Annotated in this window: 21 protein-coding genes; all 21 read left to right on the plus strand. The window is 35.5% G+C overall.

What is annotated here, in order from left to right; genetic code table 11:
* A partial coding sequence (locus LE179_RS03660) for a hypothetical protein (RefSeq protein WP_374129019.1) occupies positions 1-226 on the plus strand: 226 nt, incomplete at its 5' end.
* Between the two features lie 256 nt (positions 227-482).
* A complete protein-coding gene (locus tag LE179_RS03665; RefSeq protein ID WP_374129020.1) occupies positions 483-896 on the plus strand; it encodes a site-specific integrase in 414 nt (137 codons plus the stop codon).
* Positions 838-1317: a tyrosine-type recombinase/integrase gene (locus LE179_RS03670; protein ID WP_374129133.1), complete on the plus strand. Its 480-nt coding sequence runs from the start codon at positions 838-840 to the stop codon at positions 1315-1317. The genes LE179_RS03665 and LE179_RS03670 overlap by 59 nt, the downstream gene beginning before the upstream one ends.
* A gap of 199 nt (positions 1318-1516) precedes the next feature.
* Complete coding sequence (locus tag LE179_RS03675; RefSeq protein ID WP_374129021.1) at positions 1517-1843, plus strand: hypothetical protein; 327 nt, start codon at positions 1517-1519, stop codon at positions 1841-1843.
* 167 nt (positions 1844-2010) lie between these two features.
* Positions 2011-2898 carry a hypothetical protein gene (locus tag LE179_RS03680; protein ID WP_374129022.1) on the plus strand — a complete coding sequence of 296 codons (888 nt, stop codon included), beginning with the start codon at positions 2011-2013 and terminating at the stop codon, positions 2896-2898.
* 197 nt (positions 2899-3095) lie between these two features.
* Positions 3096-3326: a hypothetical protein gene (locus LE179_RS03685; protein ID WP_374129023.1), complete on the plus strand. Its 231-nt coding sequence runs from the start codon at positions 3096-3098 to the stop codon at positions 3324-3326.
* A gap of 156 nt (positions 3327-3482) precedes the next feature.
* A complete protein-coding gene (locus tag LE179_RS03690; RefSeq protein WP_374129024.1) occupies positions 3483-3764 on the plus strand; it encodes a hypothetical protein in 282 nt (93 codons plus the stop codon).
* A 114-nt stretch (positions 3765-3878) separates the two neighbouring features.
* The gene (locus tag LE179_RS03695; RefSeq protein WP_374129025.1) at positions 3879-5444 is read left to right on the plus strand and encodes a hypothetical protein; all 1566 of its coding nucleotides are present in this window, start codon (positions 3879-3881) and stop codon (positions 5442-5444) included.
* On the plus strand, positions 5431-5766 hold the full coding sequence (locus tag LE179_RS03700) for a hypothetical protein (RefSeq protein WP_374129026.1): 336 nt from the start codon (positions 5431-5433) through the stop codon (positions 5764-5766). Before LE179_RS03695 ends, LE179_RS03700 begins: the two co-directional genes overlap by 14 nt.
* Entirely contained in the window at positions 5705-6154 is a 450-nt protein-coding gene (locus LE179_RS03705; protein WP_374129027.1) for a hypothetical protein, read from the plus strand. Before LE179_RS03700 ends, LE179_RS03705 begins: the two co-directional genes overlap by 62 nt.
* A gap of 17 nt (positions 6155-6171) precedes the next feature.
* Positions 6172-6333 (plus strand): hypothetical protein, encoded by a 162-nt coding sequence (locus LE179_RS03710; protein WP_374129028.1) that lies wholly within the window; start codon positions 6172-6174, stop codon positions 6331-6333.
* A 48-nt stretch (positions 6334-6381) separates the two neighbouring features.
* A complete protein-coding gene (locus LE179_RS03715) occupies positions 6382-7113 on the plus strand; it encodes a hypothetical protein (RefSeq protein WP_374129029.1) in 732 nt (243 codons plus the stop codon).
* 57 nt (positions 7114-7170) lie between these two features.
* A complete protein-coding gene (locus tag LE179_RS03720; protein WP_374129030.1) occupies positions 7171-7335 on the plus strand; it encodes a hypothetical protein in 165 nt (54 codons plus the stop codon).
* Between the two features lie 187 nt (positions 7336-7522).
* Entirely contained in the window at positions 7523-7885 is a 363-nt protein-coding gene (locus LE179_RS03725) for a hypothetical protein (protein ID WP_374129031.1), read from the plus strand.
* 392 nt (positions 7886-8277) lie between these two features.
* Positions 8278-8985, plus strand: a complete 708-nt coding sequence (locus LE179_RS03730; RefSeq protein WP_374129032.1) for a hypothetical protein — start codon at positions 8278-8280, stop codon at positions 8983-8985.
* A gap of 454 nt (positions 8986-9439) precedes the next feature.
* Positions 9440-9715, plus strand: coding sequence for a hypothetical protein (locus LE179_RS03735; protein WP_374129033.1), 276 nt, complete (start codon positions 9440-9442; stop codon positions 9713-9715).
* A 129-nt stretch (positions 9716-9844) separates the two neighbouring features.
* Positions 9845-10288 (plus strand): ribosome silencing factor, encoded by a 444-nt coding sequence (rsfS, locus tag LE179_RS03740; protein WP_374129034.1) that lies wholly within the window; start codon positions 9845-9847, stop codon positions 10286-10288.
* 99 nt (positions 10289-10387) lie between these two features.
* Positions 10388-10639 (plus strand): MvaI/BcnI family restriction endonuclease, encoded by a 252-nt coding sequence (locus tag LE179_RS03745; protein WP_374129035.1) that lies wholly within the window; start codon positions 10388-10390, stop codon positions 10637-10639.
* 49 nt (positions 10640-10688) lie between these two features.
* The gene (locus LE179_RS03750; RefSeq protein ID WP_374129036.1) at positions 10689-11087 is read left to right on the plus strand and encodes an MvaI/BcnI family restriction endonuclease; all 399 of its coding nucleotides are present in this window, start codon (positions 10689-10691) and stop codon (positions 11085-11087) included.
* The gene (locus LE179_RS03755; protein ID WP_374129037.1) at positions 11068-12291 is read left to right on the plus strand and encodes a modification methylase; all 1224 of its coding nucleotides are present in this window, start codon (positions 11068-11070) and stop codon (positions 12289-12291) included. Before LE179_RS03750 ends, LE179_RS03755 begins: the two co-directional genes overlap by 20 nt.
* A gap of 55 nt (positions 12292-12346) precedes the next feature.
* Positions 12347-16045: a hypothetical protein gene (locus LE179_RS03760; protein ID WP_374129038.1), complete on the plus strand. Its 3699-nt coding sequence runs from the start codon at positions 12347-12349 to the stop codon at positions 16043-16045.
* The last annotated feature ends 36 nt before the right edge of the window (positions 16046-16081 follow it).

Genomic DNA, 16081 nt, shown 5'->3' on the forward strand with positions numbered 1-16081 from the left:
AGTCCCTGACAAAGATAAAAATCAGAGCTGGCGGGTATATGATGAAAAAAATAAATCATTTTTATTATTCGATATAGAGAGCGGAATGTTTTCGTTTGTGGATATGTTTTTATCGACGCAGTTTGCCAATCCGTACGATGTTGTTTTGGCAATGGGGATACTGTCAAAAGAATATAAGGGCAGTAAAAATCTGAAGATAGTAGAAGCGGGGACAAACGGGTTTTAAATGGCGGTGAGGATAATGATAAAAAAGATAATAAGTAATATTATAGCGATTGTGCAAGTTGGGATTACTTTGGCGATAATAGGCAGAATAATACAGTTTATAAAAGGAATGTGAAATTTAACAAACAGGATTTAATTAAAAAGGCTTTGGCAGTTAAAGATGAGTACACGAAAGACAGACACGAAGCACACACAGAGAATAATTGAAGAATGGTAAAGAGTGTAGAAACTAATAATTAGAAGCAGAGGATACGCACATGGGAGAGGCAACTGAATTGATGGTTGTTGACGGCGTCGGCAGTAAAGTAGAAATTGCAGAAAAAGCAGAAATAAAAGAAGAATGGTTTGACAGATTTATCAGCTATTTGGACGCCTCGCCGACAACTGTAAAAGCATACAAATACGAATTAATTCACTTTGCAAAATACCTGACTGACACACAAAAAACAACACCGACACGGGAAGATATTATCGGGTATCGTGAATATCTGAAAAGTAAATATAAACCAGCAACAACGATTTTTCGTCTTGGAGTAGTGAAGCTTTTCTTCAGATGGCTGGCAAGCGAAAACTTGTACAAAAACATCTATAGGAAAAAGAAATTATGCGATAATAGCGTTATCAGCAACGTGCGGATTGAGGACGATAGAACTCGCAAGAGCGAATGTTGAAGACTTGAGAAATATCGGAGACATGGAAGTATTGTATCTGCAGGGGAAAGGCAGAAATGAAAAAACGGAATATACTAAACTTGGGGAGAAAGTGAGCATGGCGATACGGGAGTATTTGTCAGATATTCCGAGCGATATAAAAGCAGAAAGTCCGCTGTTTATGGTGTTCTCGGACGGGAACAAAGGCAAGCGTTTAGCGATAAGAAGTTTGCGTAAAATAATAAAGCAGGCATACAAAGAAGCAGGGCTGAATTCCGACAGGTTTACGTCGCACAGTTTGAGACATACAGCGATAACGTTGTCGCTGGCTGGGGGAGCCACACTGCAGGAAGCACAGCAGTTCGCAAGGCACGGCAACATAAACACGACAATGATATATCCGCACAATTTGGAACTACAAAAAAACAGGTGTACTAACTAGCATAACAGAAGCGGTGGTATTTGAACATTTTAAAATAAATTGCAATAATAATGGTAAAATAAAAAAAAGAACCAACAACAAAAGAGAGAGAAATCCGAGCAAATCAGCGCAGATATGGGAAACTGCTCCAAAAGGCGAAGGAGAAATCTGCCGTATTTTGCAGTGTTTTTTTGACGAATTTCGTAAGCGAGTTAAGCCAATGAGAAGAATTAGAAGCGGTAAAAATCCGAGTAAATTGGTTCAGGTCTGGGGAACTGCCCAGACTTTTAATTGGCTAAAAGGAATCGCAAAAAAGCAGGAAGATACAACGCCCAGCGGAGTTTTGCAACAGTTTTTTAAAAGATATTTAGAGCGTGATACCAATGAGAAAAACGATAAGAAACATCGCATTGGGTGCAGAGTTGATTATGTGACTTGGTCAAGGTTACAGGTGCGAGCAAAGCAGAAGAATATATCGCTGAGTTCGCTGTGCATGAATATACTTGAAGAGCAAATGATTGAGTATAAAAAGAACGAAATGAAATGATAATAAAAAACAGGGCAACTCTATGGGATGGAATTGCCCTGTACGCTTTGCGGCTATGCTCTTTATTTTTGTAAGTAGAAGAATGTTCTTGTTACTAAATTATACAAAAAAAATGAAAAGAATGATATCGCTGTTATTATGATAGAGATTAATTTAAGGACGCATAAATGAAAAAGAGTATATGTATATGTATATGTATATCGCTAACCGCAGGGTGCGGTAAACAGCCTCAGCCGAAGCCGTTGCCAAACGTAACCAAACAACAGCAATTAGAAACAGCAAAAGCCAAGAAATTAGCTCCGTTAGGGTCTAACGAGAAAGAAACTGCTGCTGAACAATTCCACGAGGATTCCGCTGACTATTTGGCAACCTCAAAAAGGTATCTTAAAAAGGCGTACGGATTTGCGGGAGACCACTGGGTTGCTATCACGTCTGTTTGTGTTGCTGTGCTGCTTATTGCTGTCGGCTGTAAGCATGATATTCATACGCGCATACCTGAGGCATGGGATTGGGTAAAGAGCAAGTTTAAAAAAGCTTCTGAAGGTTCCTCTGACGAGGGCAAAAGAAAGAAAGCTCCGCCAAAGAAAGAGAACGAAATTCCCCAAATTGATATTATTCTTCCGCCTTTTCCTCCTCCTCCTCCTAAGCCTCCCGAGCCGACCGAAAAAGACGAATATTCTTATTCCGATGAGAATCCCCAAAAAATAAAGAAGGCAAAAGGAGAAGCAGGGAAAGAACCCAGCGAAATCTCTTTTGCGCCGTTTGACCAAAAAAAGGGAACTACAGTTGAACTGAGACCTAGCGTAGAAAAAGTAGGCGGATATCCTAAGAGAAAGACTATAGTACCTGAATTAATTACCCTCCCCGGCGTTAAATCTAAAGTTGTGGACGAAAAAAAGGATCCCATAAAGAACCCGTTTGTTGCCAGTAGTGTCGCCCACAAACCAAGCAAAAATCCTTTCGGTCCCCCGCCTCAGGGAGACTTACCACCGAGTAAAAAAAAAGCGCCACTTTCGCGGAAGAAGTCTCCCCCTCCGGAAGAAACAGTGACGTAATAGAGGTTATGAAAAAGACGCTGGACGATAGAAACACAGAACTGTTTAATATGGAAAACAAATTTGAACAATCACAGAGGCATGTTCGGTTGTTGGACACGCAAATAACGAACCTAAAGTTAGAGTGTATAAGGTTGTAGGGTGTAATAAAAGACAAGGATGAAGAAATACGAAAATCCTCTGAGCAAAACAGTAATTTGATACAGTCAAATCAATCCCAGCTAGAACAAATTAACGAGCTGAACAAGGCTAATATTGAATTAGCGCAACAACACCAAAAAGATATATCTGCCGAAGTAGCAAAGAATAGTTATATGTTTGACCTTAAAGCAAGAATTTCAACTTTGGAAAACCAGCTAAGGGTTGCGAACGAGCAAATACATTTTTTGAACACTGAGAATATAGCCCTGAAGCAAAAAAATAAGTAAAGTGGAATGATGACCAAAAAAGATTTTGGGATTGTGGCAGGTGTATCACAAATATCATAACCCTAAGATTTACGAGATAATTATGAGCTTGTCCGATTTGTTACGTATCCTCATTTTCCTCATATCTTGCCATGATGTAAAAAGTGCAATATAAAAATGAAAAAAATTATATGTATATCTTTGGTTTTCGGGTGCGGGAAGCCGAATTCGGTTGTGCAAAGAGAATCAGATGTATCAGCGGTATCCATTCCAAAAAATCAAACAAACCCAGAAAAGCAATACAGTATTAACGAAGAAACTAATCTGCAAGAGCAGACACAGATAGTCCCTCCGACCTTGTCTAATCTCAGGTTAAAGGTAGGTCTGTGGATATCCATAGCAGTGTCGGTTGTGTCTGCGGCAATGAGCCAGAGAAACAATAGAAAAATTAAGAAGTAAGAACGGGAAAATGAAAAAGATAATTGCAGTTGTACTAATAGCTTTAAACATAGCAGCATGCGGGAAAGTGCAGAGCTACAAAAGCAAATACGGCGTATTAGAGGTGGACAACTAATGCAAAAGTTAATAAGCCTTTTATTAATAGCGTCGTTAGTCTGTTCCTGCGGAACCAAACGTACTCCTTACTCCGAAACAGTGGAAATGAACGAAATTGTGGATAAACAAAAGGAATTATACGAACAGGATATTAAAGCCCTAGAAGAACGTAACGCAAACCTGCTGAAAGAACTAGAGAAAGCCTACCAGAAACCTGAGCCAGAGGCAAAGCCCGAGAAGAAGGGCATGGGCTGGGCTAAAGCGTTTGGTGTATCTGTAGGCATAGTGGCAAGCATAGCCGCAATAATTGGCATAGCCACATATATAGGCGGATACGTAAACAGATACCAAGCCATAAACGTTACGCCAGAAGGCGCTGTACGGGTAACAGTGTACGATTATTGGAAAATGTGGGAAAGGTTCGGGATACGCCCCCGCCTGCAAAGATTAGCTTGGCAGTGGGACAATACGTACGTAGCCGTATGCAACAAGCTGGCTGTGTGGTTAATGCAGCTTACGGGCGTTCAGACCTCGAGAGCGAGAGAATGCTTGAGACTAGCCCAGCAGGAAGACGAACCTATGCCGACGGGAGCAGCCAGAGCGGTACCTATAACAGACGACAACCTTGCACAGGCTTTGGCGGCTCTTCATTTAGCCCCTCAGCGTTTTACAGGAGCAGCTGCGGAAACCGAAAGAATACGAAACAGCGTTAACCATGTACAGCAAGACATATCGTTGGCTTATACCACAGAGTTAGAAAATCAAAGGCTGAGAAAAAACGCTAACGCTCATATGGCGGAACAAAACAGGATACTTGTGGACAGGGTGGTTGCGTTGGAAACAGACAGGGAAAAGCAAAGACAGAGAGGCAACAAATATAAAGCATACATAGAGCTGCACGGAGGCGAAAGCGACCCTGCAAGCGGAGCAAAGAGGTACGTCACAGGCGTGGACGAAGAGGGTCGCCCTACCGAAGAAAGGTGGGTGTTTAACCCTCAGCCAAACATAAACCCTGTGTTTAAAGCCAACCTGCAGAGAATGAAAGTGGACGCAGCTTATGAAAATGGGAAACAGTACGGAATGTATTACGGCAGGGAAGAGGCTAAAATGGAACACTCAGCCGCACTAGACCAATTCTTTGCCGCAGGTAAGGAGCAGGGGATACAGCTGGGCATAGAGCAGGGCTTATCAATGTCGTTGCCTGAGGAACAGTTGAAACAGCATAAGTTTTCTGTGGAAAGAGGAATATCTCTGGCTAAACAGACAGTCGCTGTTAAGGTAAGCTCAGCAAGCCAATACGAAATGCCGCCTGAAGCCATACAAGACGCAGAAGTGCAAACCGACCCTGTGGGCATATCAAGCAAAAACAGAGACCAAGTGTTATACAATCAGGGACACCGCATAGGCTGGTCAAGAGGGTTTAATATGGGCGTAAGCAGGCATAACGACTACCCCGACAACTACGTAACCACGCAGGAAGTAGAATTTGAGTATGCACGCAGAGGCAACGACCAGCCCCATTCTAACTATGAGTGGGCAATACGGAATCTCGGCGTGATAGAGGTGTCAAATGAATACCCTTAAACCAACGGCTATACTTCTGTGCCTTTGTATCTTAGCAGGGTGCGGACATAACAAAGGGAGCCTCAAAGCGACCGAGTCCAAAGAAATACCCGAAGGAAGCGAAGGCGTTCCACCGCAGTCGCTGACGTCAAATACTTCAAATGCTTCCGCTTCTGAACCTTCAAACACTCCCATTCCAACATCTGAGCCGAGTAAGTCTGCTCTGTCGTCTGATAGTGCTGTGTCTTCCTCTTTGAGATGGTACAATAATCCGTTTAATGTTGCCTTCTTTAACTGCTGTTGCACTTACCTTAATATTTGTTTCGGGAATTGCTGTATATAATAAGTTTTTTGGGAAAAATAATTCTGCTGTTATTAAGGATAAAAATGGTACTACTGCTACTATTGGGGAAGATGGTCTTCTTCATGTTGCTGACAAAGAGGGTAATAAAATTGAGTATAGTCCGATTAAGTTTGTACGATATTTAAAAAAGGTACTTAATTCGGATATTAGTAGACTTTGCGATATATTGCATGATGCTATCGTTAGGTCTTTTATTGATGATGATATACAATTTCCTGATGATTTAAATTATTCTGATTATCCTAATCTTGTCCAGTTAGGTTTTATATTCAAGAATTTTCTAGATTTTGCCGTTAGTATTTTTAAGCGTAGTAACGTAATTTCTTACCTAAAAAGTAAGGGAGTACAACACGTACTTGATGAATAAGAAAAAGAGGTAATAGAATGCCCGAAAACGTTGATAGCGTTACAGAAGACATTTTAAAGGAAACACGCAACATCTACATTTCCGCACAGTCGTTAATAAGGCGGTTATGCGACAAGTTTGACGAGCCTCCGAGAGACCTGATTGATATGTGCGAAGACATAATAAGTAGTGACCGATGATAATCAACGGAGCGTATGACTAGTATTATAAATTATAGAGGACATGACATGAAAAAGATAATTGCATTAGGTTTAACACTCTCTTTATTTACGGGTTGCCAGCCAAATAGGCCAGCCGAACCAAGACAATCGCCCATAATTACTAAGGAGCCTGCAAAAGAGGGGGCGGATATTGTGATACATAACATGCCACCTCCTGTATCTATGATGTCGCCAGAAACCGAGAAGCAGTTGAAGTCTGTACTTACTCCGCTTAAGTACGCCGCTTATTTTGCCGTAGCCATTTTAGCGGTATCAGCCTGCAAAGCTCTGTATCCCTACGTATGCTGGGGGATAGGCAAGGGATTTAGATTTGTTGATTGGGCTTGGTTCAAACTTACTCCAGAGTCATCTGAAGACCCTCAGGAAAATCAACCACAGCGACTTAACCCCAACATCATTTTCGAAGGGAACAAAAGATGGACAGACAGGCTCTCGAACTGGTTTTGCAAGCAATACCGGAAGCACTCGGACCCAACAGTATCCACGTGGACTGGCGCAATTTTCCGTGCTTTCGAGGCGGCCTTTAGCCAGTTCGAGCAGTATTCAGCAGGACATCACGGTTACTACCAACAAGGTTACTACCACGAGCATAACCAAGAGTTTAACCCAAACATGCAACCGCACCTCGGCCAGCCACCCCAATATCCGCCGAATATTAATCAGGCTCAGAGTCAGGTATTGCCTCATCATCACCCCCAACACCTGCACGAAGACAATCTCTACGATGTCTTTGATTGACTTTGGTATCTGCATCAGTTCACAGGATTAAAGTTAATCTGAAAAGAGGATAAAAGAATGCCCGAAAAGGTTTACAGCTTAACTGAAGTACAGATGCAAAAGGTGTCGGATAAGACCGATGAAATTACCGCACACATGGAAACGCTGGTTGAATTGTTGCCCGAAACAAATAACAAGCCACCTGACGACTTAGCTCCGCTGATAAAAAATGTAATGATATAAGTCAGTGAGTAGAACAGATACGAGCGTACACAGAGAGATGTTTTGTTGTAGGTACAAAAAGAGAGCGGAGTAAGATTGTAGTCTTGCTCCGCTATGCGTTAAAAAATATACCAATGTTACAAGCTCGGATAATAATATCACGAGACCTGCGTGTGCTTTATTATAGCAAAAAAGGAAAGGATTAAGCATGAATCCAGAAGATGAAGAAAAACATATTACAGACTCGGCGAGGAATATTTTGGAAACTATACATGCAAGGTTTTGGGAAAAGAAACTTGTCCCACCGCAAACGGCTGTAGTTGGGTTGAGAGACGCAATAAACGCAATGGAATCGGTTGAGGAAAAGAACACTGACTTAATACCACATGAGGCAAAGAAAATTATAACTAAAATGACAGCTGGGATATTAATCACCAAAGAAATTAAATCCAGCACGACTAAGCCAGAAGATAAAGAATACTTTAAAAAAATACTAGCAAAATTTTTTGACAAAGAACTTAAAGCGATACTCGAGAAAGAAATTAAATCCAGCGCGACTGTCAGAAGATAAAGAATACTTTAAAAAAATACTAGCAAAGCTTTATAACGATGAACTTGAAGCGGTACTCGAGAATGCAATTCAAGCGTGGTCTGGTGGAATCCTTTCATATCTTCACGAGAAAAAGCAAATAGAAGACAACGGACTAAGTGTGACAGACCAAAAAAATACGCTTCAAGCCTGACAATGATAATCGTCAATTATGGCTTAACTTTAGCGGGGAAAAAAGCGAATATAAAATTACAAAAACAGGTACAAAAACAGGGATAACCATCACAACTTCGAATAAAAATAAAAATGAAACTAAACAAATAGAATTTTCTGCAATACTAAAAGACCCGCGATTTCTTATCTATATCTTAGGGGAGCTACAAAAAGATAAGAACGCTGAAACAGATGTGAGAATGGACATCAATGTCAAAGAATATCAAAAGCTGCGTGGTCTAAGTCCAAAATCTTATAACAAAACAAAAAAACAAATACTTAAACAAGTATCTATACTTTTGAATGCTTGGGTTACAGTGCAAGTTGATGTTAATGCTGAAAACAACAAAAAAAGAAACACAACTAAAGAAAGCAGGGATATACGTTTGATAGTCGCGAAAGATAAAAGGTTCAAAAATGGAAAATTATCCTTGTGGTTTACTCCTGGTGTAGTCAAATACCTACTAGAATACCGCATACCACTACCTTCTTACTATCAAAGTACAAAGTCCATTATTGAGTCTCAACTTATATATTATATTCAAAACATACAAAACACAAAAAAACATCACAGGGGAAGTAAGCAAAATCCAAACGAGTTTCTCATTAGCACGAAAAACCTGCTGAAAGCTACTAATTTGCCAAGTTATGAGGAAGTGATGAACTCATCAACTCAATGCCCTCGCAGACAAATCATCGCTCCACTTGAAAAAGCGTTAAACAACCTTCAAAACAAAAACGAAGCAAAACTGTACAGTTGGGAATATCACAAGAAAGGGAAAGGGAACGAACAAATACCAAAAAGTCTAGATGTCAAGAAATGGGACGTCTTCCAAAATCTCAACATAAAAATTAAAACTCTATGGAGACCTGTAGAACTGTCAAAGCAATTACCAAACGGCAGATAATACATAATAAACAACAAATAAAACTGTTGTAAGTGGGTACCTCAACTCAGGTTGTTCCCTCGAGAAAAATGCTCTTAAGAACATTGTTTAACGAAAATTCAAAAAAGGATATAAAACAGCAATAAAAAAATTTATTTGGATATACGCAGAGTAATAGGAAATACCGCTGAGACCGGTTTTTATATCAATACAAATTTTGAGACGCTTTACAGTATGACATGGAAAGATAAAGAGTTTAAAGCTATTCTTTCAAAAGATAATTTCAAAAACAGAGATTTAGAGTCCTTAAACCGTCTTGCAACAATAGAGTACTTTCTGAACTTAACACCTTATATAATAATGAAAATCTGCAGAAATTACAACTTTATCAATATAAATATCCCAAAATTGTCTTTTTGCATATTATATTTTAAGACTCAAATTTACAAAACAACCGGTGCTTATATTTTGTGAAATGCCCATGAAATATACAAAGACAGGAACTGAATTTGACAGACAAAATATTGAAAAACTCTTAAATAAAATATACTATGCCGATGCAACTTTGCAGACAAATACGAAAGATATTCTGATTAATATTAAAAATGCTTTAAGAAAACCGCGTATGGCTGAGAAAGCGGCGGAGCTTTTAAGGAGAAATAACTTTGATGTTTTGGACTGGAACAATTTCCTTGTAGCTTATAATAAAACTTTGATAAAAGACTATAAGGGAATTTTACGCAAGCCTTAAAAATTGTGGAAATTTAAAAGACTGGGAAAGTGATAATTTCATACGATAATTGTATTTATTCCGACATAAGCATATTCGTGGGTAGAGATTGTGCAATATACGGCAATCTTGATAAAAAAGAGGGACAAGATGGCAAAAATTGATTTTTTCGCATTGGCGGTTAAAGCGGCAGAAATAGCGGACGATAAAAAAGCGATTGACACAATCATTTTAGATATGCGCGAAGTGACTGCAATTGCAAATTATTTTGTTATAACCACAGCGCAGTCAACGCCACAAATAAATGCAATATCGATTGAGATTGAAAAAACTTTTAAAGAACAAGATATAAGACCATTGAGAAAAGATGGTGTATCCTCATCATCATGGAAGGTCATAGATTGCGGCGGCATTGTCATACATATTATGTTGTCTGAAATAAGAGAATTATATAAACTTGAAAAGCTTTGGGATAATGCCGTCGTTGTTAACATTAAAAAATTAAAATCCAAAACTGAGAAAATAACGGCGACAAAAGAAGTTAAAAAGAAGACTGTTGTGAAAAAAACAGCAAAAATTATAAAAAAATTGTAAAAAAACAGTTGAAAAATCAAAACAGTAAAGAAAGAATCAAAAGAAAACTAGGACGTCAACTTAGAACAAAACCAAAAAAATAAGAATTTAAGTTATGCTATGAAACAAAAAGAATTTCAAACCAAATTTATAAGATTAAGAGAAAAAGGATATGTGCCTTCTAAAAGAAATGGTCATACTGGTATAGGATATACTTTGGAATCTTTCCTTGGGATTCCTGAAAATAATAATGCTAGACCGGATGTAGAAGGCGCAGAATTAAAAGCTCATCGTACAAAAAATAAATCTCTTATTACGCTGTTTACTTTCAATAATAAAGTTTGGAAAATACCCGCCTATAGAGGCAGTTAAAAAATATGGCAGTCCTGATGTAAAGGGAAGAAAAGGACTATATTATACGATGTCTTTAAAACCTAATAGCGCCGGATTGTTTCTTGAAGTTACAAAGGTAGCAATTTCAGTAAGGCATGTGTCTGGAGAAATAGTTGCTTCATGGTGTTTACAGAATTTGGCTGATAGGTTTATTAAAAAAATACCAGCTCTGATTTTTGTTTCAGCCCATACTGAAGAAAGAGCTGGAAAAGAATATTTTCATTTTTACCGAGCACAATTAATGAAGGAAACTTCTCCAGAGTTGTTAGAAAATCAGTTTAAAGAGGAAAATATTTTAGTAGATTTAAGATTACATGATAAAGGAACAAGTGCTCGGAATCATGGCACAGGTTTTAGGGTTTATGAACATAAACTACCGTTATTATTTAAGAGCATAAAGGATATATGTGAGATATCTAGTAACTAGAAATGAAAAATATGATTTTTTAGGGCAGTCTTACGCCACTAAGTATCCGAATATTCATAAATATCCTGCTACTATGATCCCCCAAATAGGGATAGAGCTGTTTAAAGAATTAAATATTAAAGGAAAACTTCTTGATCCATATTGTGGTTCAGGTTCATGTCTTACCGCAGGGTTAGAAAATGGTTTTTTGGAAATGGACGGTTTTGATGTTAATCCTTTAGCTGTTCTTATCTCAAGAACAAAATTCTCAGAAATTGACATTGATAAGGTTGAGATTGTAAAGCAGAATTTACAAAATGATATATATGATTTTATAAAACAGGAAAATAATATAAGCAACATACAGATTGTACAGTATAATAATATTGACTATTGGTTTTCAAAACCTGTTTTGCAAAATTTATCTATACTGAAGCATTTTATAAATAAGATTGATAAAGATATTCAACAAATATTTTTGGTTCCTTTTTCTGAAACAATAAGAGAGTGTTCTTATACTAGAAACAACGAATTTAAGTTATATAGAATTAAGCAAGAAGAAATTTTACAATTTAATTCTGACGTGTTTAGTGTCTTTTTTAATAAATTAAATAAAGTTATCGGAATATACAGCAAATGCTATTTGCCTAAAATAAATAATTTAAAAATTAATGTGCATTGTTCAGAGTTTAAAAATATCAATAAGAAATATGATGTCGTATTGACAAGTCCGCCATATGGCGATAGTTTTACAACGGTTGCCTACGGTCAATTTTCAATGTTTAGTAATCAATGGCTTGGTTTTGAAAGCGCAAGGCAACTAGATAGAATGCTTATGGGAGGGCATACTGTTAAACAAATATATGATGGCAGTATTATAACTGATTACGTAAAACAGATTTCGATAAAATCTAAAAAACGAGCGTTGGAAGTTTCATCATTTTATTTTGATTTACATAAATCAATAACAAATGTTGCAAAAAGTGTGAAAAAGAAGGGAATTGTTTTTTACATAGTTGGAAATAGAAGAGTACAAGATATTCAATTGCCAACGGATCAGTTTATTGCTGAACAATTTGAAATAAACGGGTTTAATCATCTCTTCACTTATGAAAGGCTTTTATCAAATAAGTCAATGCCGTTAAAAAACTCGCCGTCTAATAAAGCAGGTTGTACAAAAGGCACAATGACGAAAGAATATATTGTCGCAATGTCAAAACAATAACCGTGTCTAGTTTGTCGTTAATAATTTATAAATAATCAACAAAAGGATGAAAATGATGTTTAAGCTAGAGAAAGAATTATTAAATATGGAATCCAAAAAAGCTGTTTCTTTATTTAAACAAATTCTTCTTCTTGAAGCGGGAGACAATAATATTCCTAGAACTAATATTAATTGTCCTGAAAATATAACGTCTCCCGATGGCGGCATTGATGCCAGAATAAAAAGTGTAAATGGTATAAGAACTGATATTATTATTGCTGATGACGTTCGTTTCCAAATAAAAACAGGTAAGGAAAAACCTTGGAACGAAAGTACTATTGTAAAAGAATTATTCGGTTGTAGCGTAGAAGAATTTAATAAATTAAAAGAAGAAAAATCTAAGAAATTAAAACCCGCTATTAAAGAATGTTTAGATGATGGCGCTGCTTATGTTTATGTGACATTTAAACATGAATTTGTAGAAGAAAATTTAAATAAAACGACTGCTTTACTTAAACAATACTTTAATCAATGCGGTTATTCTGATTGTAATGTAGCTGTATGGGGATATGAACATCTGAATAACGTTATTGAAAGAAATTATCTAGCCTTATTGTTAAATATAAAAACAAACTCAACAAATTCAGATTACTACACTTTACATAAAACTATATCTCGACAGAGTGATTTGAGAAACAAATATTTTGAAGATGAACGTAGAAAAAATATTATTTCCAAAGTTCAAAAATTATTAAAAGCTCAAAACAAAAACGATAAAGCTATGCATATAAGAATATTAGGGGTATCTGGAATAGGTAAAACAAAAACAGTCGTTCAAATATTAGACGACAATGATTTAAAATGCAATTGCATCTTTTTTAGATCTCCTGAAGAATATAATAATTCAACATCATTGAAAAATTATATTAATGAAAATAAAAATGTGTCTTTAATTTTGGTTATTGACGAATGTGATAGTAGAAATGCAGAAAAAATACTCAATACTATTGAATATGACGCTAGCAACATGAAACTTATTACTATATATAATTCTAATGCTGTTGATATGACAAGAGGTGAAACATTTATAGTAAAAGAATTATCAGAAGAGGTTCTTCCGAGACTTATTGAAGAACGTTGTCCAGATCTACGGCCTGACATTCGTAATAAAATAGTGAGACTTTGCGAAGGATTTCCTATGGTAGCAATGATTGTCGCGGAGAATGTTTCAAAAAATCCGGAACAATATTTAGAAAATCTTGACAATATTTGGCTTAAATATGTAAGCGATGAAAAATCGATTAATTCTAATGAAACAAAAGACAAAATTAGAATTTTGGAGTACCTTAGTTTGTTTAAACGGATTGGTTTTAAAGGAACATTTAGCTCTGAATTTGAATTTGTTTGCTCAAGAATAAAAGAAGATTACTCTGCTATTGGCAATGGAGATATTAAAGAACATATTGCTAAATTGAAAGACAGCAATATACTGCGCGGCGAAACTACTTTACATATATCTCCAAGAATTTTCCAAAACTGGCTCCAAAAAAATTGGTGGAAGAAAAATGCTGATATGTTTAAATATGAGAAATTTGTAGAAAGTATGCCAAAGCCTTTAATTAAATTTTTCAATAATGAATTGTCAGGATGTCCTCCGAATATTAAAGATATTATTCTGGATATTATTCTGCAACAATTTAACAATTACAATGACATAGTGACAAAAAAAAACCTGTTTCAATGTATAGCCTATCCAAAAAATAAAAATGTTTTTAAGAAACTAAGAGAAATAATTGGGGATTTAAATATTGAAGAACTTTCAAATATAGATGGAGACATACAATCTGTACTTGCATATTATGCTAAAGATCCTAGTTATTTTATAAAAAGTTGTGATTTACTCTTTAAAATTGAAATCTCTAAAAATAGAAATACATACGAATCCTTTTTCACAGATTTCACAGATTTGTTTACTATTTTTTATAACACAAAGATGGCTAATACATATACTCCACTAGAATGTAAGATTAATTACTTAAATGGCTTAGCTGAATCAAGGAAAGAAGAAAAAGAAGTATTAATAATATTAAAAGCGATTGAACAAGGCATGCAAGATCCTATGTGTGTTAGCAAACTAGATGACTCCGCTGAGATTACTATTCAATTGTTGATACGATTCAATTTCACAAATATAGAATTAAAATATATAGACGATTTATTTAAATTAACATTAACAATTCTAGACAAAAATACTAATATTGAAATTATAAAAAAATGTAATTACATATTTAACTCAACAGCTCTTTATTTATTAAAAACGAACGAAACGTGTGAAATTGCATTAAATCATTATAAAACGCTAATAAACACTAAAAAATGTGATGTTTTTGAGCTAATAGAAAATTTAAATAATACGCTCGAAGAGCATAACTGTAAAGAATTGAATGAAGAAAATATCGTTAAACTGCACGAATTTTTGGGAGATTTAAAAAAACTAAATAAAATTGATGATTTTCAAATTTTTTGTATGCAGAATCGGCACGTATCGGACGAAAAGAAAGAATTATTTAATAAATTGGTAAATAATGCAAATTTTAAAGAAGATGAAATGCTTGAATTTTTGTTTTCTGACAAATCTAAATTGTCATTTGATGTCGGTATAAAAAAATCGGCAAGCGACAATGATCTGATTTCATATAAAAAAATTATAGAGAAATATGTCGAGTTAAAAACTCCTAAAAATACAGATTTAATAGTCGGATATTTTTATGGTTTATGCGAAAAAAATCAAGATATTTTTGACGATATAGTACTTAAAATTGACTGCAAATCGCCGCTGTATGCAATTTTGCCGGATATTGTCAATGTAAGTCCCACAGATAAAACTGTAAACTATTTATTTAATTTGATTAAAAGCAATAAATTTTCCATTACTGATTTAAAATCAAGAATTAGTAAATGTTCAAAACAATTATTGACTGAAATTATTGAATATATAATAACAAAGGAAAAGCCAGTTATTTATCTTTGTTTGACCCTCATCTCATATAATAAAGATAAAATTAAGTTTGATGAAGAGTTAGTTCTAAAATGTTTATATATTTCGATAGAAGAGGTTTTTAAAAAACACATTAATACTGTTTATATCTATTTATGGAATGAAATATTAAATAAATATGTCAATTCAAAATCGTCGTTAGAGCGTTTATTGGAAATATTTGAAAGAATTATAATAATCAGCAGCGACTTGAGTAGTAAATTGGAAAAAGATAGTCTTCTATTTTTGGCAAAATTACATCCACAAGAAATGTGGGAAAAACTCTCCAGCATTTTAGACAATAACGAACAAAATATTTCTCGTTTATTCAACATTAAAAATTGCTGGCTTAGCAACGGTTTTTTATCTATATTTGATGAATCTTCAATCCTAAAATGGATTGACGAAAAAGAAAATAGTAGATTAAATATAATTTCATGTCTAGCCCCGTATTATTTCTTGCCGACGAAAAAAGAATCTGATATGGCTTTTTACAGGAGATTGCTTATTAAGTATCCCGAGAATAAAAGATTAAAGCAGGAATTACGCGCGCAGGCTATGAGTGGCTTTTCTTGGGGAAAAACAATTGATAACTTAAATGAAAAAATTTCAAATATTAAAAATTTAATGGAAGATGAAGAAGAAGGAATTATAAAAGATTGGTTAGATGAGCTATTAGACTGTTATAACAATATCTTAAAATGCGAAAAAGAAGTAGCGGAGAGAAGAAATTTTTGATGGGTATCGTTTTATTTTATTTTTTCACATATCAGA

The sequence above is a fragment of the Candidatus Endomicrobiellum agilis genome, from assembly GCF_020328115.1.
Classification (GTDB): Bacteria; Elusimicrobiota; Endomicrobiia; order Endomicrobiales; family Endomicrobiaceae; genus Endomicrobiellum; species Endomicrobiellum agilis.